Consider the following 23855-nt stretch of genomic DNA (forward strand, 5'->3'; position numbering starts at 1 on the left):
CGCCGTCGTTTGCTCCTAAGTCCGGAACGTTCAGCTGTGTTCGATGCCGTTCGGCTGCCAGGCCCCGGTTACCAGGTAGGTGACCTTCTGGGCAACGGAGACTCCATGGTCCGCGAAACGCTCGAAGTACCGGCTGGCCAGTGCAACGTCCACGGTGGTGGCCGGGCTCTCGGCCCATTCAGGAGCCGCGATGGCTTTAAAGACGCTCAGGTGCAGATCGTTGATGGCGGTGTTGGCCTTCAGGATGTCCCGGGCCACCTCAAGGTCGCGGGTCTCCAGCAGAACGGTGAGCTTGTCCGCAATCTCCTGGTCCAGGTCAGCCATGCTCTTGAACGTTGCCGTCATGGAGTCGGGAATAACGATTGAGGGGAACCGGAGGCGGGCCAGCTGGGCGATGTGCCGGGCGAGGTCACCCATGCGTTCCAGTGACGCGCTCATCCGCAGGGATCCCACGATCATCCGCAGGTCGCTGGCGACAGGACCCTGCAGTGCCAGGATGTCGATGGCCCGCTCATCAAGGCTGTTCTGCAGGAAGTCGATGCGGGCATCCGCCGCGATCACATCCTGGGCAAGATCCACGTCTGCCACCTGGAACGAGGTGGTGGCCTTCGCCATCGCTTCGCTGACCAGCCGGCAGATCTCCACCAGCTGGTCACCAACCTGGGTGAGCTCTTCCTGAAAAACCTTACGCACGTAGGCGTCCTTTCCTTGGAACTCCCGTCCCGCCCGCACCCGGACAGCAGGAATTCATGTCGCCGTTCGGCAGTCCAACTCGTTACTCTGCCAGTATCCGGTAAACGGTTAAGCCTTTGAAGATGAACGTTAGTTGAACCGTTGGTGCAGCAGCCCGGGACGTGCTGATGGCCGCCTGCCAGCGCATAAGGTGGAGCTGTGGATCCTATGCTCATCGGTCTGGTCGCCGGCCTCGTTGGCCTGGCGCTCGGTACGTTCGGAGTGCTTGCCTACAGGGTCAGTGAAAAGCAGCGCCGGTTGCTGGATATTGATTCCGACGAACTCGCCCTGCCAGCCGGTGCAGCCGAGGTGTTGGCCGTCGTCGGGCGCGCCTTTGTGGTGGTGGACGATGTTGACGGCGTGGTCCGCGCCAGCCCCGCCGCCTATGCCTACGGATTGGTCCGCGGGCACACTGTGGTTCACAAGGAACTGCTGGACATGACCGCAGGGGTGCGGCGCGACGGCGTCATCCTGGAGAAGCAACTGGAGCTGCCACGGGGACCCCTGGGGCAGGGCACCATTGTTGTCCAGGTGCGCGCAGCCATGCTCGGTGAGGAATACATCCTCCTGCTGGCTGATGACCGCACGGAAATCACGCGCACCGAGGAGATCCGCAACGACTTCGTGGCCAACGTCTCCCACGAACTGAAGACGCCGGTGGGCGCTATTTCCCTGCTCGCGGAAGCCCTGGAGTCCTCGGCCGATGACGAAGAGGCAGTGCGCCGTTTTGCCAAGCGCATGCATAAGGAGTCCGGCCGGCTCGCTGCCCTGGTGCAGGACATCATCGAACTCTCCCGGCTGCAGGGTGCCAGCGTTACGCAGGAGGGCGGCCCCGTTGACGTCAACGCGGTGATCGCGGAAGCCGTGGACCGCTCCCAGCTCCCGGCCGAGAGCAAGAACATCCGCATCGTTGTGGGCGGCCGGACCGAGGGTATGGTCTTCGGTGACCAGGACCTGCTGGTGACCGCGCTGCGCAACCTGATCGACAACGCCATCCGCTACTCCCCGCCGAACACCAGGGTGGGCATCGGTGTCCGGTCCAGGGACGGGCTGGTCTCAATCTCGGTAACGGACCAGGGTGAGGGACTCAGCGCCGAGGACCAGGAGCGCGTCTTCGAGCGTTTCTACCGCGTTGACGCAGCCCGGTCCCGCCACACCGGCGGCACCGGCCTGGGACTGAGCATCGTAAAGCACGTGGCCTCCAACCACGGCGGGGAAGTGACCCTCTGGTCCCAGCCCGGCCAGGGTTCCACCTTCACCCTTCGCCTCCCCGAGATGGAGGGCCAGGACGCCGAGGAGGAGCTCCCGCAGCCGGCGGCGAACAGCGCGGCCGGGCAGGGATCCCTTAAGCCAACTGTCACCCAGGTACCACGCGCCGCCGGCGCAAAAGAACGAGGAGCCAACGCTTGAGCAGGATCTTGATTGTGGAGGACGAGGAATCGTTCAGCGATCCCTTGTCCTATTTGCTGGGCAAAGAGGGATTCGAGGTGGAAGTGGTGGACAACGGCCTTGACGCCATCACCGAATTTGACCGGAACGGTGCAGACCTCGTCCTGCTGGACCTGCAGCTTCCCGGGCTGTCCGGCACGGAGGTCTGCCGCCAGTTGCGCCAGCGCTCCAGTGTCCCGGTGATCATGCTGACGGCCAAGGACGCCGAAATCGACAAGGTAGTGGGCCTGGAACTGGGCGCGGATGACTACGTCACCAAGCCCTACTCCTCCCGCGAACTGGTGGCCAGGGTCAGGGCTGTCCTGCGCCGCCAGGGCGAACCGGAGGAACTGATTTCCTCTACGGTCCAGGCCGGTCCGGTGCGGATGGACATCGAACGCCACGTGGTCAGCGTGGGCGGGGAACAGGTGCTGCTCCCGCTGAAGGAGTTCGAACTCCTGGAGATGCTGCTGCGCAATTCGGGCCGTGTGCTCACGCGGGGGCAGCTCATAGACCGCGTCTGGGGCTCCGACTACGTGGGCGACACCAAGACCCTCGACGTCCACGTCAAGCGGCTGCGCGGCAAGATTGAACCCGACCCCTCAGCGCCGCGGTACCTGGTGACCGTCCGCGGACTTGGCTACAAGTTCGAGCCGTAGCACCAAGGGCTCACCAAAATTAGAAGCACAGGAAAGGGAGGGGCCGGCCGGCCCCTCCCTTTCCCTGTGCTTGATAAGTCTTTGTTGACTGGTCCGGCCCTAGTGGCCGGCTCCGCCGGCTGACGGCGAGGGCGTTGCGCTTCCGGAAGCCGTCGAGGACGGGGTAGCCGAGGTGCTCGGTGAGGGAGTGCTGCCGGCGGGCAGGTATTCCTTGTACTCCGGGAGCGTTGCATCCAGTACAGGAACCTTGACGGTGTTGCTGACGTTCGTGCCGTCTTCGGTGACCTTGATGTCCACCAGTGAACCGGGGGCCCCGCCGGACGTACTCAGGATGGCCTCATCCGAGTTCTCATTCAGCAGCGTGTAGGAGTTGGCTTTGACCGGAACTTCCGTCTGCGAGCCCTCAGCTCCGTTCAGCTTCAGCGTTACATCCTTGGAGGATGAGTTGTAGACGGCACCAATCACACGCCCGGGCTCATCCTTGCCGGAAGAAACGATGAGGATGTTGCGCAGCTGGAGCGGGCCGAGGTCGGCGCGGATGCCGTCCGACGCGGAGTACTGATGGTTTGTCTGCTGGGGTGTGATGTATCCGCAGCCTGCCGTCAGCAGGCCGACGCCAATGGCGGCCCCGGTCAGTGCCAGTTTGGCGCGGTGGGCCCGGTTCATCGCAGTGAAACGCACGTCACGTACTCCTCGAGGGTTTTGAAAGATTATTCAGCCCATAGCCTAGCCGCAAAGGCGGTCAAACGCGGATTCGAGGGCCGTCACATCACCCTTGGCAGAGCGCGCGCGATGCACTATTATCCGCTTTCGTCAAGGGGGTGGAGGGGGTCGATTGTGCTGTTTTTCCGCGGATTTTCGCGGTTCGGGGCCCTTTTGCCGGCCGGTCATATGCCTGAATCGTGATAAACTGGTCTGCGGGAAAGGGGAAATGTCCACATGGTATTTGAGGTCGGCGAGACAGTAGTTTACCCTCACCACGGTGCTGCGAAGATTGAAGAAATCAAGATGCGCACCATCAAGGGCGAAGAGAAAATGTATCTCAAGCTCAAGGTGGCTCAGGGTGATCTGACCATTGAAGTTCCAGCAGAGAATGTTGATCTTGTTGGGGTTCGGGACGTAGTGGGCAAGGAAGGCCTGGAGCACGTGTTTGATGTGCTTCGCGCCGAGTTCACCGAAGAGCCCACCAACTGGTCACGCAGGTACAAGGCAAATCTGGAGAAGCTTGCTTCCGGTGACGTCATCAAGGTTGCAGAGGTCGTCCGCGACCTGTGGCGCCGCGATCACGACCGGGGCCTTTCCGCAGGCGAGAAGCGAATGCTGGCCAAAGCCCGGCAGATTCTGATTTCAGAACTGGCGCTGGCTGAAAAGACCGACGAGGAGAAGGCTGCAAGCGTTCTCGACGAGGTCCTGGCTTCCTAAGAATTGAACCCCGGTGGCACCCAAGTGCCGCCGGGGCTTCTTTTTGCCCGGATTCAGGTCCGGGCGGGGCGGGCCGCAGCGACGTAGGCTAGTCGGCATGAGTGAAACTCCCACGCGCCTTGTCACCGCCGTGATCCTGGTGGCCGCCGGCTCCGGGCAGCGGCTTGGCTACGGCATGCCCAAAGCAGCCGTGCCCCTGGGCGGCGAACCCATTCTGATGCATGCCCTGCGGGGGATTGTTGCTTCCGGCGTCAGCAGCCAGGTGTGCATTGCGCTGCCGGCCGCGGACACCGCCCTGCGGCAGCTGTGCGAGGACTTCAGGGAGGAACTGGCCGACGGCGGCCCCCTCCTTTCGATTGTCGACGGCGGCGCCACCCGCGCCGACTCCGTCCGGGCTGGCATTGCCGCCCTGATGGACGGGATCGAGGCGGTCCTGGTCCACGACGCCGCCCGTGCGCTGACCCCCGAATCCGTCTTCCACCGGGTGGCTGACGCCCTGGCGGCCGGCGCCGCCGCGGTGATTCCCGCCGTCGCCGTGGTGGATACCGTCAAAACCGTTGCGGCGACCACCGGGGAGGACAGCGCCCTGGCGCCGGAGATCGTGACCGGCACCGCGCCGCGGGAGGAACTGCGCGCCGTGCAGACGCCCCAGGGCTTCCAGCTCGCCACCCTCCTGAAAGCGCATGAGGCCGCCCGCACCCTGGACCAGCAGCAGTCCGCTGCCGTGACCGATGACGCCATGCTCGTGGAAATGCTGGGTATGCCCGTCCACGCCGTCCGCGGTTCCAGCCAGTCACTGAAGATCACCACCCCGCTGGACCTGATCATTGCCGAGGGACTGTTGGAAGGGCCCCTGGGCGCCCGGTGGGTGGAGGGCTAGGACATGGACATCACAGCGATTCTTCCCCGCACCGGCATCGGCCTCGACGTCCATGCCTACGCAGCCGAGGACGCGCCCCGTCCGCTCTGGCTTGGCGGCCTCTTCTGGGAGGGGGAGCGTGGCCTGGCCGGGCACTCCGACGGTGACCCGGTGGCCCACGCGGCCGCTGACGCCCTTTTTTCGGCAGCAGGCATAGGCGACCTCGGAACGCACTTCGGAACCAGCCGCCCTGAGTTCGCCGGCGCGTCCGGGGTAACGCTGCTCGCGGAAGCCGCCCGGATTGTGCGCGCAGCCGGTTTTGAGATCGGCAATGTTGCGGTCCAGTTCGTGGCCAACCGGCCCAAGTTCGGCCCCCGGCGGGAGGAATCACAACGCGTTCTGAGCGAGGCGGCCGGCGCGCCCGTCAGCGTTACCGCCACCACCAGCGACGGGCTGGGGTTCGCCGGCCGCGGCGAAGGCATCAGCGCTGTGGCCACTGCACTGGTGTATCCAAGCCAGCCCGGCGCCATCGGCTAATCTGGAGCGGTGACCCTGCGCTTCTATGACACTGCCTCCGCCGAAGTCCGGAACTTCGTCCCCCTCGTCGAGGGCAAGGCCAGCCTCTACTACTGCGGGGCCACGGTGCAGGGCATGCCCCATGTTGGCCACATCCGCTCCGCCATTGCCTTCGACCAGCTCACCCGCTGGCTGCAATACCGCGGCCTCCGGGTCACGGTGGTCCGGAACGTCACGGACATCGACGACAAGATCCTTGCCAAGTCCGAAGCATCCTTCGCGCCGGGTTTCACGCCTGAGCCCGGGGAAGTGCCCGGCGAAGAGTGGTGGGCCCTCGCTTACCGCTACGAGCAGGAGTTCCTGAAGGCCTACGACGCCCTGGGCGTCTCCCGGCCCACCTACGAACCCCGCGCCACCGGCCACATCCCGGAAATGCATGCGCTCATCCAGCAACTGATCGACCGCGGCCACGCCTACCCGGCGCTGGACGATTCCGGGGACGTCTACTTCGATGTCCGGTCTTGGAGCAAATACGGTTCCCTCACCCGGCAGAACATCGACGACATGCAGGCAGCTCCCGACGCCGACCCGCGGGGCAAGCGTGATTCCCGGGACTTCGCGCTGTGGAAGGGTTCCAAAGCCGGTGAGCCGGCGACGGCAAGCTGGGCTTCCCCCTGGGGAGCAGGCCGGCCGGGCTGGCACCTGGAATGCTCCGCCATGGTCACCAAATACCTCGGTACCGAGTTCGATATCCACGGCGGCGGCCTGGACCTGCGGTTCCCGCACCATGAAAACGAACTGGCCCAGTCCCAGGCGGCAGGCCACCCGTTCGCCAACTTCTGGATGCACAATGGCATGGTCACCTATGAGGGCGAAAAGATGTCGAAGTCCATCGGGAACACCGTCAGCCCGGCGGAGATGCTGGAACTGGCCCCACCCCGGGTGGTCCGGTACTACCTCGGCCAGGCGCACTACCGCTCAATCCTGGACTACCGGCCCACCTCGCTGCAGGAAGCCGCAGCCGCCGTCGAACGCATTGACGGGTTCATCGCCAAAGCCGCCGCCAAGTTCGGTGCGGACTTCGGTTCTGTTGCCGGCACGAACGGTTCCTCCCTGGACACCCTCAGCGCGTTCTCCGCCGCGATGGACGACGACCTCAACGTTCCGCGTGCGCTGGCAGCACTTCACGAAACGGTGCGCGCCGGCAACACGGCCCTCGCCGAAGGCAACGATGACGCGGCCCGCCTCGCAATGCACACGGTGGCAGTGATGACCGACGTCCTCGGCCTCAACGCAGTGGCCGGTTCAGACGCCGGCAACAGCAAGGAAGCCGCAGCCCTCGACGTCCTCGTGCAGGCACAGCTGGAGGCCCGGGCAGCGGCCAGGGCCGAAAAGAACTGGGCAGCATCCGACGCCATCCGGGACACACTCAACCAGGCCGGCGTTGTGGTGGAGGACGGGCCGGACGGCGCAACCTGGAGCCTGAAGCGGGACTGACGCCAAACCCCGCGCCGGGCACCCCCACACCACGGATCGTCCGATTTTTCTTCGGTCAGTAGACTGGTATGCAGACTCAGTCAGCACAATCAAGGGTGGAACACAATGGCCAACAATGGTCGCCGATCGGTTAAAGCGAAGAAGGGCCCAACCATCGGAACCGGTGGCCATGGCCGCAAGGCCCTCGAAGGCAAGGGCCCCACGCCCAAGGCGGAGGACCGCCCGTACCACAAGGCGCACAAGGCCAAGCAGCTCTCCGAGCGGTCCGCCGCCAAGCGCAACACCGGTGCCCGCAGCGCCGGTGCGGCCAAGTCCGGCCCCAAGGGACGCGCCACCGAAGAAGTGGTCACCGGCCGGAACTCCGTGGTGGAAGCGCTCCGGGCCGGCATCCCCGCCAAAGCCCTGCACGTTGCCATCCGCATCGAAATGGATGACCGGGTCAAGGAATCCCTGAAGATTGCCGCCGAGCGCGGCATCCCGTTGATGGAAACCGGTAAACCCGAGCTGGACCGGATGACCGACGACGCCGTCCACCAGGGCCTGGTGCTCCAGATCCCGCCGTACGAGTACCAGGACGCCTACGAGCTCGCCGAGGACACCGTGGCGAAGTGGAAGAAGGGCCACGTCGCCAACGCGCCGCTCTTCGTCGCCCTCGACGGCATTACCGACCCCCGCAACCTGGGCGCCATCATCCGCTCCGTTTCCGCCTTCAGCGGCCACGGCGTCATCGTCCCGGAACGCCGCTCGGTGGGCGTCACCGCTTCCGCCTGGAAAACCAGCGCGGGCGCGGCCGTGCGTGTCCCGGTGGCTCGCGCGTCCAACCTGAACAACGCGCTTAAGCAGTTCAAGAACATGGGCATCTTTGTCCTGGGCCTGGACGGCGACGGCGACGTCTCACTGCCGGACCTGACCCTCGCCACCGAACCGGTGTGTATCGTGGTGGGCTCCGAAGGCAAGGGTCTCAGCCGCCTGGTCCGCGAAAACTGCGACCAGATTGTGTCCATTCCGATCGACTCCGCGATGGAATCCCTGAACGCGTCGATGGCCGTTGGCATCTCCCTGTATGAAGTGTCCCGCCAGCGCGCGGCAAAATAGCAGGTCAGTGGCGGCTAAAATTTAGGTGATGGTCATGCCGCTCTTTGATACTGCCGCTTCCGCCACGGATGCCTCAACGGCTCTTCCACTTGGTGTCAGTGTCCCGCGCGGGGCCACAGCCCGTGCGGGCTCAGCCGGCAACGGCAAGGGGCCCTCTGCTCAGGCCAACGTTGCCTGTTATGCCCCCGGGGTCCGGAACCTGGAGATTGTCTACAAGGCTCCCGGCGGCGACTGGCGTGTCCAGGCGCTTCCCAACGTGAGCCAGGACGTCCATCACGGGATGGTGGACAACCTGCCATACGGCTCCAGGTATGGCTTCCGGAGGGCGGCCGCCGGTGAGTCCCTGCCGCTGGCTGTGCCGGCAGGCGGCATGGACGACGACGGCGGGCAGCCGCTGCTGCTGGACCCTTACGGCCGCGCCGTGGACCAGTCAGAGGGTTTCCTGGCGAGCGTGCGGACGGCCGCCGACTTCGACTGGGGATTGGACGCGCGGCTGAAGCTGCCGTGGCGGGACACCATTGTCTATGAGGCCCATGTCCGCGGGCAGAGCATGCTCCACCCGGACGTGCCTGAGGAACTCCGCGGCACCTACGCGGGCCTGGCCCACCCTGCCATCATTGAGCACTTCAAGAGCCTGGGTATCACGTCGGTCCAGCTGCTGCCCGTGCACTTCCATCTGGATGAACCGCATTTGCAGGACCTGGGCCTGACCAACTACTGGGGTTACAACACTGCGGCCTTTTTCGCCCCGCACCCGGGCTACGCCACCAGGGCGGCGCACGAAGCCGGCCCGCAGGCGGTCCAGGACGAGTTCAAAGGTATGGTCAAGGCGCTGCATGCCGCCGGGCTGGAAGTCATCCTGGACGTGGTGTACAACCACACCGCCGAGGGCGGTGCCGGTGGACAGACGCTGAGCTTCCGGGGCCTGGGGGAGGAGAACTACTACCGCACCGACGGGAACGGCAGGTATGTGGACACCACCGGCTGCGGCAACAGCCTGGACTTTTCCCGGCCCCAGGTAGTGCAGCTGGTCCTGGACTCGTTGCGGTACTGGGTGGATGAGTTCCACATCGACGGCTTCCGGTTTGACCTGGCGGTGACGCTCTGCCGGAATGCCGCCAACGAGTTCGATCCCAAACACCAGTTCCTGGAAGACATTGCAGCGGATCCCGTCCTGTCAGATGTGAAACTCATCGCCGAACCCTGGGATGTGGGCTACGGCGGCTGGCAGACCGGGCGGTTCCCGGCGGGCTGGGCAGACTGGAACGACCACTTCCGCGACGCCGTGCGCTCCTTCTGGCTGGCGGACCGGGCTTCCCTTGAGTCCGGCGGCCAGGGCGGTTCGGTGTCCAGGCTCGCGGATGTCCTCTCAGGCTCTGCCGGCCTCTTTGCCGCATCCGGTCGTTCCCGCCTGGCCTCGCTGAATTACATCACCTCCCACGATGGCTTCACCATGAACGATCTTGTCTCCTATGACAGGAAGCACAACGAGGCCAACGGCGAGCAGAACCGGGACGGGCACGGCGACAACCGCAGCTACAACCACGGTTTTGAAGGCCCTACCGAGGACGGCGCCATCCTCGCCGCGCGTGCGCAGTCGCGCCGGAACCTGATGGCTTCGTTGATGGTTTCCCTCGGCGTCCCCATGATCACCGCCGGGGACGAGCTGGCCCGGACCCAGCAGGGAAACAACAACGCCTACTGCCAGGACAACGCCATCGCATGGCTCGACTGGACTGCGACTCCCGAATCCCACGAGATGCTCCGCAGCACCAAGCGGTACATCCGCCTGCGGAAAGAGTTCCTGGCCGCCCAGCCCCATGACTTCCCGGTGCAGGACGGACAGTCCTATCTCCACTGGTTCGACCACACCGGCCAACCCATGTCCATGGAACGCTGGAACGATCCCCAGCACCGCGTGGTGCAGCTCCTGCTCGGCTCCGATGACGGCACCCTGGCCGGCCTGGTGGTAGTGAACGGCAATACCTCGGACGTGCAGATCACCCTGCCCCGTGTCGCTGCAGAAGGCGCCGACCACGGCCAGTTCGAGCTTCGGCTGACCACATCGCCGCTGCACGAGCTCCGGCAGGGCATCAGGGTTTCCCCCGGGGAGAAGGACCTCGTCGAGGCCAACTCCATCAACATCTACCGCACGTAGCCGCCGGAGAATCCATGCGCAACCGCAACATCCTGTCCTTGCTGCTGGCCGCACTTGTTGTGCTGGCGCTCCTGGCGTTCGGCGGCACCGGCGTCCTGGGCCAGCTCACGCAAGGTACGACGGCAGAGGGCACCTCGAGCGCGGCGCCGGTGGCGCCTGCATCCACTGCTGCGCCCGGCTCAGGGGGCGCCGCTGCGCCCCCTGCATCAGTCCCGGACAACCCGTCAGGACTGCCGGAGGTGCGCGAGTCCGCCCTTCCTGCCGAAGCCCGGAGCACGCTCGGCCTCATCCGTGCCGGGGGACCCTTCCGGTACAGCCAGGACAACCAGGCGTTCGGAAATTTTGAACGCATCCTCCCACGGAGGGACAGGGGCTACTACCGCGAATACACGGTGCCCACGCCGGGAGAATCAGACAGGGGAGCCCGGCGGATCGTCGCCGGCGATGGCGGGGAGAAGTACTACACCGATGATCACTACGAGACATTTCGATTCATAGCGGAAGGCAGCTGAACACAGCCATGAAGATCTACTCCGGCGACACCTGGACTCTGGAAGAGCTGCAGGAGCAGGTGGCAGACGCCGGACGCCGCAGCCTGGTGGTCCCCGCGGCCGACAGCAAAAGAGCAGTCCTGGAAACCTTCGGCGAGGTCCTGAACTTCCCCGAACACTACGGCGTGAACCTGGATGCCCTCAACGATTCACTCCACGACTTCGCGGACAGCATCACGGAGAACGGCAATCCGCCGGTCACGGTCCTCTGGCAGGTGGCTGCCCCGTTCCGCGCCGACCGGTCCTTCGGGGTCATGTGCGAGGTCCTCCAGGACGCCGAGCGCTACGCCGGAAAGGACCTGGCTGTCACCGCCGTCCTGCTGTAAACCCGTCCTGCTGTAAACCCGGCCTGCTGTAAATCCAGCCCTGTTTTTAGCCAGCCCCGCCCTGGCCGCGCTCTTCCTGTCCGGTGTAGGTGTCCAGCAGGCGCAGTGCCCGGCCGCCGCCGTCCTCTTCGGCCAGGGCCTTGCGCATGCTTTCGGCCTTCTCCTTGCCACCCGGGAAGGGTGGGAGGAGGGGAACCTCGGGGTCGGTCAGGACCTCGATCACCACCGGCCGGTCCGCTGCGAACGCCCGCTCCCAGGCGTCCCCAAGAAGCTCCGGGTCCTCCACCCGGATACCCGTGAAACCCAGCAGTTCGGCGTAGCCCGCGAACGGAAAGTCCGGGAGCTCCTGGCTGTCCTTGAACCTGGGTTCGCCCTCGGACTCGCGCTGCTCCCAGGTGACTTCGGTGAGCTCCCGGTTGTTGAAGACGCACACAATGAACCGCGGGTCCTGCCACTGCCGCCAGCGGTGCGCCACGGTTACCAGTTCGGCGATCCCGGCCATCTGCATGGCGCCGTCCCCGGCCAGCGCCACCAGCGGCCGGTCCGGGTGGGCAAGCTTTGCGGCAATGCCGTACGGGATGGAGCAGCCCATGCTGGCCAGCGTGCCCGAAAGGTGCGCTGGAACGGCTGGCGGAAGGACCAGCTGGCGGGCATACCAGTAAACGCAACTGCCGACGTCGATACTTAACTGCGCGTTGGCCGGCAGCCGGCCGTTCAGCTCCCGCACCACCCGCTCCGGGTTCACCGGGCTGGCCGGGACAGCTGCGCGTTCCTCCGCCAGGGCCCGCCAGCGGACCACTTCCTGTTCGACGTCGTCGCGCCACTGTCCGCGGGGACGCGCCGTCAACCGTGAGCTGAGCGCCTGCAGTGCGGTAGCGGCGTCGCCGGCCAGGCCGACTTCGACAGGGTAGCGGTTTCCGATCTTCCGCTCGTCGATGTCGATCTGGACGGCCCGGGCGGCGCCCGGCGGGGGATAAAACTCGGTCCAGGGATCGTTTGATCCCACGATCAGCAGGGCGTCGCAGTTGCCCAGCAGGTGCGCACTTGCCGTGGTGCCCAAGTGTCCCATGGTGCCTACGGCGAAGGGCAGGGTCTCGTCCACGTACGGCTTGCCCAGCAGGCTCGTGGCAATTCCGGCGCCAAGCTGTTCGGCGATTGCCACCACTTCCGCTCCTGCATGCCGGGCACCCTGGCCAACAAGCAGCGCCACTTTCCGGGCCCCGTTGAGGATCGCGGCGGCGGCGTCCAGGTCTTCCGTACGCGGGGTCTTGGCCGAGGTGCTCCAGGACGGTGCGGTGACCACCACGCCGTGCTCCTGCTCCAGCTCGGGCGCGGGCGCGGACTGGATGTCATGCGGCAGGATCACCACGCAGGGCGACGAGGTGGCCTTTGCCGTCCGGAATGCACGGTCCAGGACCATGGGCAGCTGCTCAGGGGCGTTGACCTGTTGCACGAACTGGGCTGCAACGTCCTTGAACAGAACGGTGAGCTCAATTTCCTGCATGTACGCCGAGCCCAGCACGGTGCGGCTCTGCTGGCCCACGATGGCCACCACGGGCACGCCGTCGAGCTTTGCGTCGTACAGGCCGTTCAGCAGGTGGACGGCGCCAGGTCCCTGGGTGGAGGTCACTACGCCCACCCCGCCGGTGTACTTGGCGTGGCCCACGGCCATGAAGGCCGCGGTTTCCTCGTGCCGTGCCTGCACGAATTCAACGCGGCCTTCGGCCCGGCGCAAGGCGCCCATAAACCCGTTGATCCCGTCCCCGCTGTAGCCGAACACGCGGCTGACGCCCCATGTTTCGAGCCGGTCAACTATCAGGTCTGCCACGGTACGGTCGTTCATGGGTTCCTCCTGCTGCGTTTCTCCTGCCGCGCGTCCGGCGTCAGCCGTTACGCGTTGACGATCAGTCCCAGCTCAGCCTTGGACGCCAGTGCGTCATGCCGCGGCAGCACCCTGACGGTGTAACCGAAGGACCCGGAACGGTCGATCACCAGGGAACCGCTGAACAGGTGCCGGCCGCTGCCCAGGTCTTCCTGGACCTTGAGTTCCATCACGGTGATCTCTGCCAAGGTGTCGCTTTCCTCGGCCCGGCCGTAGGCCACTTCCACGCTGACGTCCTCGGGGGTGAGGCTGTTCAGGGCCACGTAGGCATTGACCTGGAGAGTGTCGCCGATCTGCGGGTCCTCGGAAACCCCCACCGAGTCCACATGCTCAACATGCACGTGCGGCCAGGCGGAGCGGACGTTGGCCGTCCAGGCTGCGAGGTTGCGGGCCTGCGAGTACGAGTTCGCTCCGGCGCTGCGTCCCGCCTCAGCCGCCGGGCGGTAGAGGATGTTCACGTAGTCGCGCAGCATTCGCTCGGCCGAGACCTTCGGTCCGAGGTGCGAGAGCGTGTGCTTGATCATGGACACCCAGTGCGTGGGCACCTTCTCGGCGCCCGACGCTGTGGACGGCCCTGCGGCGCCTGCGCTTTCGGACACCGTGCTGCCGTAGAAGCGCGGGGCCACCTGGGTTTCCAGGAGTTCGTACAGGGCTGCGGCCTCGATATCGTCGCGTTCCTCCGGAGATGCGCCGTTATTGGCGGTGGGGATCGCCCAGCCGTTTTCGCCGTCGTACATCTCATCCCACCAGCCGTCCAGGACGGAGAGGTTTAACGAACCGTTCAGGGCGGCCTTCATGCCCGAGGTTCCGCAGGCCTCAAGCGGACGGAGCGGGTTGTTCAACCACACGTCGCACCCCGGGAAGAGGGTGCGCGCCATCGCGATGTCGTAGTTCGGCAGGAACGCGATGCGGTGGCGGACCTCGGGATCATCCGTGAAGCGGACCAGGTCCTGGATCATCTTTTTGCCCGCGTCGTCAGCGGGATGGGATTTGCCGGCGATGACCAGCTGGATGGGGTGTTCCTTGTGCAGCAGCAGTGCCTTGAGCCTTTCGGGCTCGCGCAGCATCAGCGTGAGGCGCTTGTACGTCGGAACACGGCGGGCGAACCCTATGGTGAGCACGTCCGGGTCCAGGACGTTGTCCGTCCAGCCCAGCTCGGCGTCGGCGGCGCCGCGTTTCTTCCAGGCGGCGCGCAGCCGCTTGCGGACATCCTCCACCAGGGCTGCGCGCATCTCGCGGCGCAGTGCCCACACGTCGGCATCGCTGACGTTGTAGGCCAGGTCCCACCGGCCGTTGGCTTCCGCTTCGCTGCCGAACTGGTCCCGGGCGAGCTTGGAAATCCGGCTGTCGACCCAGGTGGGCACGTGCACGCCGTTGGTGACAGAAGTGATGGGTACTTCGGAGTGGTCGAATCCCGGCCACAGGGCAGAGAACATGCCGCGGGACACTTCGCCGTGCAGCTTGGCCACGCCGTTGGCGCGCTGCGCCAGCCGCAGGCCCATCACGGCCATGTTGAACACTGACGCGTTGCCGTCGGCGTAGTTTTCCCGGCCCAGCTCCAGGATCCGGTCCACGGGCACAGATGGTGCCAGGCCGGCCTGGAAGAAGTGGTGGATCTGTGCGATTTCAAACCGGTCGATGCCCGCGGGCACCGGCGTGTGGGTGGTGAAAACGGTGGAGGCACGGCCGGCAGCCAATGCCTCGTCAAAGGTAAGTGCCTCGTCCCCGGCCATCAGTTCCTGGATGCGTTCGATGCCCAGGAAGCCGGCGTGGCCCTCGTTGGTGTGGAAAACCTCCGGGGCCACCGATCCGGTGAGCTTCTGGAAGGCACGCAGTGCCTTGACCCCGCCCATGCCCAGCAGCAGTTCCTGCTGCAGCCGGTGGTCCCCGCCGCCGCCGTACAGGCGGTCGGTGATGCTGCGGGCTGCCTCATCGTTGCCCGGGACGTTGGAATCCAGGAGCAGCAGCGGGACACGGCCGACGTCGGCCCGCCAGATGTGTGCCAGCAGGCGCCGGCTGTTGGGCAGGGGCAGCGAGACCTGCAGGGGGCGGCCGTTGCCGTCCGGGGAGGGCTCGCGGAGCAGCGTGAGCGGGAGTCCGTCAGGATCCAGGACCGGGTAGGTTTCCTGCTGCCAGGCATCCCGGGAGAGGGACTGCTTGAAGTACCCGGCCTGGTACAGCAGGCCAACGCCGATCAGGGGCACGCCCAGGTCCGAGGCGGCCTTCAGGTGGTCGCCGGCCAGGATGCCCAGGCCGCCGGAGTACTGCGGAAGGACTTCAGTGATGCCGAATTCGGGGGAGAAGTAAGCAATCGCGGCCGGCGCATCGGGCCCCAGGCTCTGGTACCAGCGCGGCTCCTCGAGGTAGCGGTCGAGGTCCTCCTCGGCGGCCCGGACGCGTTCCACCACGGACTGGTCCGCAGCCAGCTGCTGCAGCTCTTCGCGGCTCACCAGGCCCAGGAAACCGACCGGATCCTCGCCGCTTTCAGTCCACAGCCGGGGGTTCAGCCCGGCGAAGAGTTCGCGGGTGGGGCGGTGCCAGGACCAGCGCAAATTGCTGGCCAGCCGGGCCAGCGGGCGGATGGGCTCGGGGAGCACTGTACGGACCGTAAATCTGCGGATTGCCTTCACCTGCGTCACACTAACGGACAACATGGGCAGCCGGAACCAGCATCAGGTTTCTTTTGGGTAAATGACCGGTGGCATGAAGTAAATGACACGGGGCGCAACAAAATTAGTGCGCAAGGCTTAGCATTCCCGGCCATTTCTCGCTAACGTCGAGCGTGTGACGACTAACTCAGGAACCAGTGCCGCATTAGACAATAAGCCGAAGGGCCGCATCACTGACGGCCTGCGGTTTGGACGTTTTCCCATCACCGCCGTGCAGCCGGTGGTCGAAGGTGGAAGATTCCCCGCCAAGGCCCTGCCGGGTGAGGGGATAGTCGTTGGAGCCACCGCCTTCCGCGAGGGGCATGACATGCTCGGCGTCAGCGCCGTGCTCCTGGATCCCGAAGGCAACGAGCGCCAGCGGGTGAGGCTCGCACCGCCGCGCGGGGAACGCGGCATGGGAACGGACCGCTGGGAAGGCGTCCTCACGCCGTCGGACGTTGGCGACTGGTCCTTTGTCATCGAAGCCTGGCACGACCGCTACGGCACCTGGCACCACAACGCCGAGGTGAAGGTGGCTGCCGGAATCGACGTGGAGCTGATGCTCGCCGAGGGCTCCGCGCTGCTGGGTGAAGCGTCCGACGACGCCTCCCGCAGCGAGTCGGACCGGGCAACATTGCGCTGGGTCGCCGACCGGCTGGCAGACAGGTCGCTCAGCCCCGAAGAGCGCCTCGCCGCCGGGTTCAGCGACGGCGTGGCGGACATCGTGCGCCGCGAGCCCATCCGCGAACTGGTGACAGTCTCCGAGCAGTTCCCGCTGCTGGTGGAGCGAGACCTCGCCGGCCGGGGCGCCTGGTACGAGTTCTTCCCCCGCTCCGAGGGAGCCGTCCGCAACCACGACACGGGTACCTGGACCTCCGGCAACTTCCGCACCGCCGCAAAGCGCCTCGACGCCGTCGCCGCCATGGGCTTCGACGTCCTGTACATGCCGCCCATCCACCCCATCGGCGTCCAGCACCGCAAGGGTCCCAACAACACGCTGATCGCCGGCCCCAACGATCCCGGGTCGCCGTGGGCCATCGGCGCCAAGGAAGGCGGCCACGACGCCATCCATCCGGACCTTGGCACGTTCGAGGACTTCGACGCTTTTGTTGCGCGGGCCAACGAACTGGGCCTGGAAGTTGCCCTGGACCTGGCGCTGCAGGCGGCGCCGGACCACCCCTGGGTCCAGTCGAACCCGGAATGGTTCACCACCCGCGTGGACGGCAGCATTGCTTATGCGGAAAACCCGCCCAAGAAGTACCAGGACATTTACCCGCTGAATTTCGATAATGACCCGGAGGGGCTCTCAAACGAAATTCTGCGTATTGTCCTGCTGTGGGTCAGCCACGGCGTAAAAATATTCCGCGTCGATAACCCGCACACCAAACCGGTGTGGTTCTGGGAATGGCTCATCGCGGAGGTGAATAAAGAGGTTCCGGGCGTTGTCTTCCTCGCGGAAGCCTTTACCCGGCCCGCCATGATGCACGCGCTGGGCCGGGCCGGGTTCCAGCAGTCCTACACCTACTTCACCTGGCGGAACACCAAGAAGGAGATCGAGGACTACTTCACCGAGGTCAGCCACGAGTCCCCGGCCTTCTTCCGGCCCAACTTCTTTGTCAACACCCCGGACATCCTCACCGAATACCTCCAGTTCGGCGGCCCCGCAGCCTTCAAGATCCGGGCTGCGCTGGCATCCACGGCAAGCCCCTTGTGGGGCGTCTACGCCGGCTACGAACTTTATGAGCACGTTGCCCGGCCAGGAGCCGAAGAGTACATCGACAACGAAAAGTTCGAATACAAAGCACGTGACTGGGATGCCGCGGCCCACTCCGGGCGGACCCTGGCACCGTACATCACCCGGTTGAACGAGCTTCGTCACGCGCACCCCGCGCTGCAGGACCTGCAGAACCTGACCGTGCATTACACAACGGACGATTCCACCGTTGCGTACTCAAAGCACAAGACGCTCCCGGACGGATCCAAGGACACCATCATCGTGGTGGTGAACCTCGATCCGCACGTCACCAAGGAGGGCAGCGTTTCCCTGGACCTCGCGGCCCTGGAGCTGGACCCGGAAGACCGCACTGCCAATGGCGGCTTCTACGTGGACGACCTCATATCCGGGGAAAGCTGGGAATGGGGCGAGTTCAACTACGTCCGCCTCGACCCGCACGTTGAGCCCGCACACATCCTGAGTGTCAGGAGAGCGCATCAGTGAGTTTTAATCCGCAAAGTTCGGGCCGGCATTTCACGCCGAAGAGTACTTTCGAACTGAACGCGCCGGGCCTGCAGCACGATCCTCTGTGGTACCGGAAGGCCGTTTTCTACGAGGTCCTCGTCAGAGCTTTTGCGGATGCCAACGGTGACGGCTCGGGAGATTTCTCGGGCCTCATCGACAGGCTCGACTACCTGCAGTGGCTGGGCGTGGACTGCCTCTGGCTGCCCCCGTTCTTCCAGTCGCCGCTGCGTGACGGCGGGTACGACATCTCCGACTACAACTCTGTGCTGGACGAGTTCGGCACCATCACCGATTTCAAGCGGCTGGTGGCGGAAGCGCACGCCAGGGGCGTGCGGGTCATCATCGACCTGCCCCTGAACCACACCTCGGACCAGCATCCGTGGTTCCAGGAATCGCGGAAGGACCCCGACGGCCCGTACGGCGACTTCTATGTGTGGAGTGACACGGACGAGAAATACCAGGACGCCCGCATCATTTTTGTGGACACCGAGGAATCGAACTGGACGTTCGACCCCATCCGGCGGCAGTTTTTCTGGCACCGGTTCTTCAGCCACCAGCCCGATCTGAACTTCGAGAACCCCAAGGTGATCGAGGCCCTGTTCGACGTGGTGCGGTTCTGGCTGGACCAGGGCATCGACGGGTTCCGTGCCGACGCCATCCCGTATCTCTTTGAGGAGGAGGGCACCAACTGCGAGAACCTGCCCGCCACCCACGAATTCCTCCGCAGGCTCCGGGCCATGGTGGACGAGAGCTACCCCGGGCGCGTCATCATCGCCGAGGCCAACCAGCCGCCCAACGAGGTGGTGGAGTACTTCGGCACGGAAGAGGAACCCGAATGCCACATGGCCTTCCACTTCCCGATCATGCCGCGCCTGTACTACGCGCTCCGGGACCAAAAGGCCGCGCCCATCATCGAAACGATGCAGGACACCCCGAATATCCCCGAGGGCGCGCAGTGGGGAACCTTCCTGCGGAACCATGACGAGCTGACCCTTGAGATGGTCACCGCGGACGAGCGGGCCGCCATGCTTGGCTGGTACGCGCCGGACCCCCGGATGCGGGCCAACATCGGCATCCGCCGCCGGCTGGCGCCCCTGCTGGACAACTCCCGGGCAGAGATCGAACTGATCAACGCGCTGCTGCTCTCGCTGCCCGGCAGCCCGTTCCTGTATTACGGGGACGAGATCGGGATGGGGGACAACATCTGGCTCGAAGACCGGGACGCCGTCCGCACCCCCATGCAGTGGAACCCCGACCGCAACGCAGGCTTCTCCCACGCTGACCCCGGCAAGCTCTACCTGCCGGTCATCCAATCCCTGGTCTATAACTACAACATGGCCAACGTCGAGGCCGAGGCTGCGCACTCGGGCTCCCTGCTCCGCTGGACCCGCCAGATCCTCAGCGTCCGCAAGAACCATCCCTCCTTCGGCCTCGGTTCCTTCAAGCACGTTGAGGCAGACCACGACGCCGTACTGGCGTACCTTCGGGAGCTGCCGGACGGCAACTCCGCCGGAGTGGACGGTGAAACCGTCCTGTGTGCCTTCAACCTCTCCCAGCATCCAGTGGCCGCCAGGCTGCGCATTCCCGATTACGCCGGCCGCGGCCTTCGGGATGTCTTCGGCGGCCAGCCATTTCCTGGCATCAACGAGGACGGGACGCTGACACTGACCCTGGGCAGCCACGATTTTTTCTGGCTGCGGGTCCGCTCGGCAGCGTCCAATCCTTCGTCCCCCTATACGCAGGCTATGCCGATCCTCTCGATTGAGAACTGACATGAACCAGCCCATCCTTACCCCCGCCCTGACCGCGCTGCTTCAGGAATGGCTTCCGAGGCAACGCTGGTTTCCCGTCAAAACCCCCGGTTTCGAGGTAGCCCAGGCAGGCAGCCTGGGGCTGGACGATCCCTCCGGCCACGCCGCGCTGGCGGTGTTCCTCCTGAAAGTCACCACCAAGGGAGCCGACGGCGGCCGGCGCACCGACGTGGTGCAGGTCCCCTTGAGTTTCCGGCCGGCACCGGCCGCGGGCATGGAGCGGGCCCTGATCGGCGAGGCCGCCGGCACTGACCCTTCCAGGCCATGGGTCTACGACGCAGTGCACGATCCCGACTTTGTGGGGGCCTGGCTCGAACTCATGCGCGGCGGGGAGAAGGCGCCCAGCGGCACCGCCGCCGGGTTCCGCACCCCGGGAGGGCCCAGGCTGCCCACGGCGCGCGGCGTGGTCAAAGTGCTGTCCGGAGAGCAGTCCAACAGTTCAGTGATCGTGGACGACGGCGAATCAGCCGCCATCGTGAAATTCTTCCGTGTCCTCTCGGAAGGGACCAACCCGGAAGTCGAAGTGGGCGCCGCCCTCACTTCCGCGGGTACAGCTGAAGTTCCAGCCACCCTCGGCTGGGTCCGCGGCGAGTGGTTGGCACAAGGCCTTCCTTCCCCTGACGGCACGGCTGCGGGTTCCCGGCACGCGGAAGGGGAGTTGGCCGTGGCGCACGAGTTCCTGGCCGGCGGGCTCGACGCCTGGCGCCTCGCTGTTGACGCAGCGCGGTCCGGAACGGACTTTACGGCAGAGGCGCGCGCTCTCGGAGCCGCCACCGCAACCGTCCACCGCCGGCTCGCCAAAGCCCTCGGACAATCCGAGGAGGCTGAGCCGGGCAAGGTGATCGCGCCGGCAGTAGCCCAGCGCGTCCGGCAGGCCTGGGCTGAAGCGGCCTCCGCCGTCGGGCCCTATGGCACGGCATTGGACGCCTTGCTGAAGGGGCTCGACGGCGTCCCTGCCGGTCCGCTGCAGCGGATCCACGGGGACCTCCACCTCGGCCAGATCCTCCAGGTTCCGGGCCAGGCGGGGGCGGCGCCGCGGTGGGCCATCCTCGACTTCGAAGGCGAACCGCTGCGTCCCATCGCCGAGCGCAACGTTCCCGACGTCCCCCTCCGCGACGTGGTGGGAATGCTCCGGTCCTTCGACTACGCGGCAGGGGCCGCCCGCCGCGAGCAGGAAGGCGCGCAAGTGCCGGCCTCCTGGGTTGACGACTGCGGCGATGCCTTCCTTGCCGGCTACGCGGAGGTCACGCCCGGCACCGTGGACAAGGACGCGCCCCTCTTTGTGGCATTGTGGCTGGACAAGGCACTGTACGAAGTAGTTTATGAAATGCGTAACAGGCCCGACTGGCTGGCGATCCCCGTGAACGCCGCCAGACGGCTCCTCAGCGGTAACGGCGCCGGTCAACAGGCCGGGGCAGCATCGGAAGGTAACGAAATGACAGGCTCAGCACGAACCGACCATCCCGGGGTGCCGCTGCATGTGGATGCAGGCACCCTGGGCAAGATCGCGAACGGCGAACACCACGCCCCCCATTCCGTCCTTGGGGCGCACCTGGACGACTACGGCCACGTCACCATCCGCACCGTGAAGCATCTGGCCGAGTCCGTCACCGTGATCACGGCCGCGGGCGAGGTTCCCATGGAGCATGAAGCCCACGGTGTATGGGTGGCCGTGATGGAGCCCCTGCAGCAAGGCCACGTCCCGGACTACCGCCTTGCCGTCACGTATGCGGGGGCCGAACCCGTCATCGTGGACGAGCCGTACCGCTACCTGCCCACCGTGGGTGAAGTTGACCTGCACCTTATCGGCGAGGGCAGGCATGAGAAGCTCTGGCAGGTGCTTGGTGCCCATGTCCAGCACTACAAGTCCTCGCTGGGCGACGTGGACGGTGTCTCCTTTGCCGTCTGGGCACCCAACGCGCAGGCTGTGCGGATCAAGGGTGACTTCAACGGCTGGGACGGCCGCGAGAATTCGCTCCGCTCCCTGGGCTCATCCGGTGTCTGGGAAATCTTCATTCCCGGCGTCACAGCCGGTGCATGCTACAAGTTCGAGATCCGCACCCGGTCCGGCCACTGGGTGGAAAAGGCGGACCCGCTCGCGTTCGGAACCGAGGTCCCGCCGCTGACCGCCTCCCGTGTTGTGGAGCCCGCGTACGCCTTCAAGGACGACGCGTGGATGGAAGCCCGGGCCCAGCGGGATCCGCACAACTCGGCCATGAGCGTCTACGAAGTGCACCTTGGTTCCTGGCGGCTGGGGCTCGGCTACAAGGAACTGGCCAAAGAGCTGGTGGACTACGTTAAGTGGCTTGGCTTCACCCATGTGGAATTCATGCCCGTGGCGGAGCATCCCTTCGGAGGTTCCTGGGGCTACCAGGTCACGTCGTACTTCGCCCCCACCTCCCGGTTCGGCCACCCGGACGAGTTCCGGTACCTGGTGGACGCACTCCACCAGGCCGGAATCGGTGTCCTGCTGGACTGGGTGCCGGCACACTTCCCCAAGGACGCATGGGCCCTGGCCCAGTTCGACGGCGAGCCCCTCTATGAGCACTCCGATCCGGCCTTGGGTGAGCACCCGGACTGGGGCACGTTGATCTTCGACTTCGGCCGGACAGAGGTCCGCAACTTCCTTGTGGCCAATGCCCTGTACTGGCTGGAAGAGTTCCACATCGACGGCCTGCGGGTGGATGCCGTAGCGTCCATGCTTTATCTGGATTACTCCCGCGAGGAGGGCCAGTGGCGGCCCAACCGCTTCGGCGGCCGGGAGAACCTGGAGGCTATTTCCTTCCTGCAGGAAGTCAACGCCACGGTGTACAAGACGCATCCCGGGGCCGTCATGATTGCAGAGGAATCCACTGCATTCCCGGGCGTCACTGCCCCCACCAGCCACGGCGGGCTGGGCTTCGGCCTGAAGTGGAACATGGGCTGGATGCACGATTCCCTCAAGTACGCCTCCGAGGATCCGGTCAACCGCAAATGGCACCACGGCACGGTCACGTTCTCCCTGGTGTATGCCTTCACCGAGAACTTCCTGCTGCCCATCAGCCACGACGAGGTAGTGCACGGCAAGGGCTCCATGCTCCGGAAGATGCCCGGCGACCGCTGGCAGCAGCTGGCCAACCTGCGTGCTTTCCTGGCGTACCAGTGGGCCCACCCGGGCAAGCAGCTCATCTTCATGGGCACGGAATTCGGCCAGGAAGCCGAATGGTCAGAACAGCACGGCCTCGACTGGTGGCTTGCGGACATTCCGGCCCATAAGGGAATCCAGCTGCTGACCAAGGACCTCAACGAGCTCTACGCGTCCACTCCCGCGCTCTACACCCGCGACAACGAACCGGGCGGCTTCCAGTGGATCAATGGGGGAGACGCGGACCGCAACGTTCTCTCATTCATCCGGTGGGACAAGGAGGGCAACCCCCTGGTGTGCGCCATCAACTTCTCTGGTGCGCCGCATGCCGGCTACACGCTGGGAGTGCCGGAGGCAGGTGTCTGGACCGAGGTGCTCAACACCGACTCCACCACTTACGGGGGATCCGGGGTGCTCAACAACGGAGAACTGAAGGCCGCCGGGGAAGGGCAGGACGGACAGCCGGCCACCCTGAGTGTCACCTTGCCGCCGCTTGGCGCTGCGTACTTCAAGCCGGGTACATCAGCCGCTGGCTGACCCTTGGTTCCAAGTGTTGACGAAGGGCCCGGGATCCTTGTGATTCCGGGCTTTTTCGTGGCCAGATCTGGGCTGCCTGGTATCGGGGGGAGGCCGGTTGGCTACCCGGTTGGCTATCCCGGCAGAGTGGTGGTAGAGTTTATTTCCGCGCTGGTCCACAGAGTCAGCCGGAAAAACCGAAACTCAAGCCTCACGGCGATCAGGGTTGCGGACGCCGGTTTGACAAGTAGGAAGCCAGCCGGTAACTTTGAAAAGTTGCTCCGGAGCGATCCATGACTGGTTGTTGTTGTGGTGGTGCCGGGTGTGTCTGTTGTTTGAGAACTCAATAGTGTGCCAAGTTTGTTGATACCAATTGTTTTATGAATTGGTTG

Annotated in this window: 18 protein-coding genes; 13 read left to right on the forward strand and 5 right to left on the reverse strand. The window is 65.4% G+C overall.

Annotated features, from left to right (window positions below; translation table 11 throughout):
• Positions 1-30: 30 nt before the first annotated feature.
• Positions 31-693 carry a phosphate signaling complex protein PhoU gene (gene phoU, locus FNL14_RS07700; protein ID WP_142058997.1) on the reverse strand — a complete coding sequence of 221 codons (663 nt, stop codon included), beginning with the start codon at positions 691-693 and terminating at the stop codon, positions 31-33.
• 207 nt (positions 694-900) lie between these two features.
• Here phoU and FNL14_RS07705 point away from each other — a divergent pair, with 207 nt between their 5' ends.
• Positions 901-2142, forward strand: coding sequence for a cell wall metabolism sensor histidine kinase WalK (locus FNL14_RS07705; RefSeq protein ID WP_091422250.1), 1242 nt, complete (start codon positions 901-903; stop codon positions 2140-2142).
• Complete coding sequence (locus FNL14_RS07710; RefSeq protein WP_050056313.1) at positions 2139-2819, forward strand: response regulator transcription factor; 681 nt, start codon at positions 2139-2141, stop codon at positions 2817-2819. The genes FNL14_RS07705 and FNL14_RS07710 overlap by 4 nt, the downstream gene beginning before the upstream one ends.
• A gap of 99 nt (positions 2820-2918) precedes the next feature.
• On the opposite strand, the gene FNL14_RS07715 is transcribed toward FNL14_RS07710, so the two are convergent.
• The gene (locus tag FNL14_RS07715) at positions 2919-3485 is read right to left on the reverse strand and encodes a hypothetical protein (RefSeq protein ID WP_091422253.1); all 567 of its coding nucleotides are present in this window, start codon (positions 3483-3485) and stop codon (positions 2919-2921) included.
• A gap of 273 nt (positions 3486-3758) precedes the next feature.
• Here FNL14_RS07715 and FNL14_RS07720 point away from each other — a divergent pair, with 273 nt between their 5' ends.
• From FNL14_RS07720 to FNL14_RS07755, 8 genes are all read left to right on the forward strand, one after another.
• Complete coding sequence (locus FNL14_RS07720; protein WP_011690592.1) at positions 3759-4241, forward strand: CarD family transcriptional regulator; 483 nt, start codon at positions 3759-3761, stop codon at positions 4239-4241.
• Positions 4242-4338: 97 nt separating this feature from the next.
• Complete coding sequence (gene ispD / locus FNL14_RS07725; RefSeq protein WP_091422254.1) at positions 4339-5121, forward strand: 2-C-methyl-D-erythritol 4-phosphate cytidylyltransferase; 783 nt, start codon at positions 4339-4341, stop codon at positions 5119-5121.
• Positions 5122-5124: 3 nt separating this feature from the next.
• Positions 5125-5637, forward strand: a complete 513-nt coding sequence (gene ispF, locus FNL14_RS07730) for a 2-C-methyl-D-erythritol 2,4-cyclodiphosphate synthase (protein WP_091422257.1) — start codon at positions 5125-5127, stop codon at positions 5635-5637.
• A gap of 9 nt (positions 5638-5646) precedes the next feature.
• Positions 5647-7113 (forward strand): cysteine--tRNA ligase, encoded by a 1467-nt coding sequence (cysS, locus tag FNL14_RS07735; RefSeq protein WP_142058999.1) that lies wholly within the window; start codon positions 5647-5649, stop codon positions 7111-7113.
• A 105-nt stretch (positions 7114-7218) separates the two neighbouring features.
• Entirely contained in the window at positions 7219-8208 is a 990-nt protein-coding gene (gene rlmB, locus FNL14_RS07740) for a 23S rRNA (guanosine(2251)-2'-O)-methyltransferase RlmB (RefSeq protein ID WP_142059001.1), read from the forward strand.
• Between the two features lie 28 nt (positions 8209-8236).
• Positions 8237-10366 (forward strand): glycogen debranching protein GlgX, encoded by a 2130-nt coding sequence (gene glgX / locus FNL14_RS07745; protein WP_142059003.1) that lies wholly within the window; start codon positions 8237-8239, stop codon positions 10364-10366.
• Between the two features lie 14 nt (positions 10367-10380).
• The gene (locus tag FNL14_RS07750; RefSeq protein WP_142059005.1) at positions 10381-10878 is read left to right on the forward strand and encodes a ribonuclease domain-containing protein; all 498 of its coding nucleotides are present in this window, start codon (positions 10381-10383) and stop codon (positions 10876-10878) included.
• Between the two features lie 8 nt (positions 10879-10886).
• Positions 10887-11243 carry a barstar family protein gene (locus tag FNL14_RS07755; protein WP_142059007.1) on the forward strand — a complete coding sequence of 119 codons (357 nt, stop codon included), beginning with the start codon at positions 10887-10889 and terminating at the stop codon, positions 11241-11243.
• 46 nt (positions 11244-11289) lie between these two features.
• On the opposite strand, the gene FNL14_RS07760 is transcribed toward FNL14_RS07755, so the two are convergent.
• Both FNL14_RS07760 and glgP read right to left on the reverse strand, forming a co-directional pair.
• The gene (locus FNL14_RS07760) at positions 11290-13086 is read right to left on the reverse strand and encodes a thiamine pyrophosphate-requiring protein (RefSeq protein ID WP_142059009.1); all 1797 of its coding nucleotides are present in this window, start codon (positions 13084-13086) and stop codon (positions 11290-11292) included.
• A gap of 47 nt (positions 13087-13133) precedes the next feature.
• Positions 13134-15755, reverse strand: coding sequence for an alpha-glucan family phosphorylase (gene glgP / locus FNL14_RS07765; protein ID WP_181762568.1), 2622 nt, complete (start codon positions 15753-15755; stop codon positions 13134-13136).
• Between the two features lie 154 nt (positions 15756-15909).
• Here glgP and FNL14_RS07770 point away from each other — a divergent pair, with 154 nt between their 5' ends.
• From FNL14_RS07770 to FNL14_RS07780, 3 genes are read left to right on the forward strand one after another with little or no spacing between them, the layout of a single operon-like run.
• Positions 15910-17991 (forward strand): alpha-1,4-glucan--maltose-1-phosphate maltosyltransferase, encoded by a 2082-nt coding sequence (locus FNL14_RS07770; RefSeq protein ID WP_142059011.1) that lies wholly within the window; start codon positions 15910-15912, stop codon positions 17989-17991.
• Positions 17988-19784 carry a maltose alpha-D-glucosyltransferase gene (gene treS, locus FNL14_RS07775; RefSeq protein WP_142059013.1) on the forward strand — a complete coding sequence of 599 codons (1797 nt, stop codon included), beginning with the start codon at positions 17988-17990 and terminating at the stop codon, positions 19782-19784. Before FNL14_RS07770 ends, treS begins: the two co-directional genes overlap by 4 nt.
• Before the next feature lies 1 nt (position 19785).
• Positions 19786-23484 carry a 1,4-alpha-glucan branching enzyme gene (locus tag FNL14_RS07780; protein WP_142059015.1) on the forward strand — a complete coding sequence of 1233 codons (3699 nt, stop codon included), beginning with the start codon at positions 19786-19788 and terminating at the stop codon, positions 23482-23484.
• Positions 23485-23597: 113 nt separating this feature from the next.
• Here FNL14_RS07780 and FNL14_RS23490 read toward each other — a convergent pair.
• Positions 23598-23855 (reverse strand): hypothetical protein (locus FNL14_RS23490; RefSeq protein WP_220126157.1); only part of this gene is annotated, 258 nt, incomplete at its 5' end.

The sequence above is a fragment of the Pseudarthrobacter sp. B4EP4b genome, assembly GCF_006680095.1.
Lineage (GTDB): Bacteria > Actinomycetota > Actinomycetes > Actinomycetales > Micrococcaceae > Arthrobacter.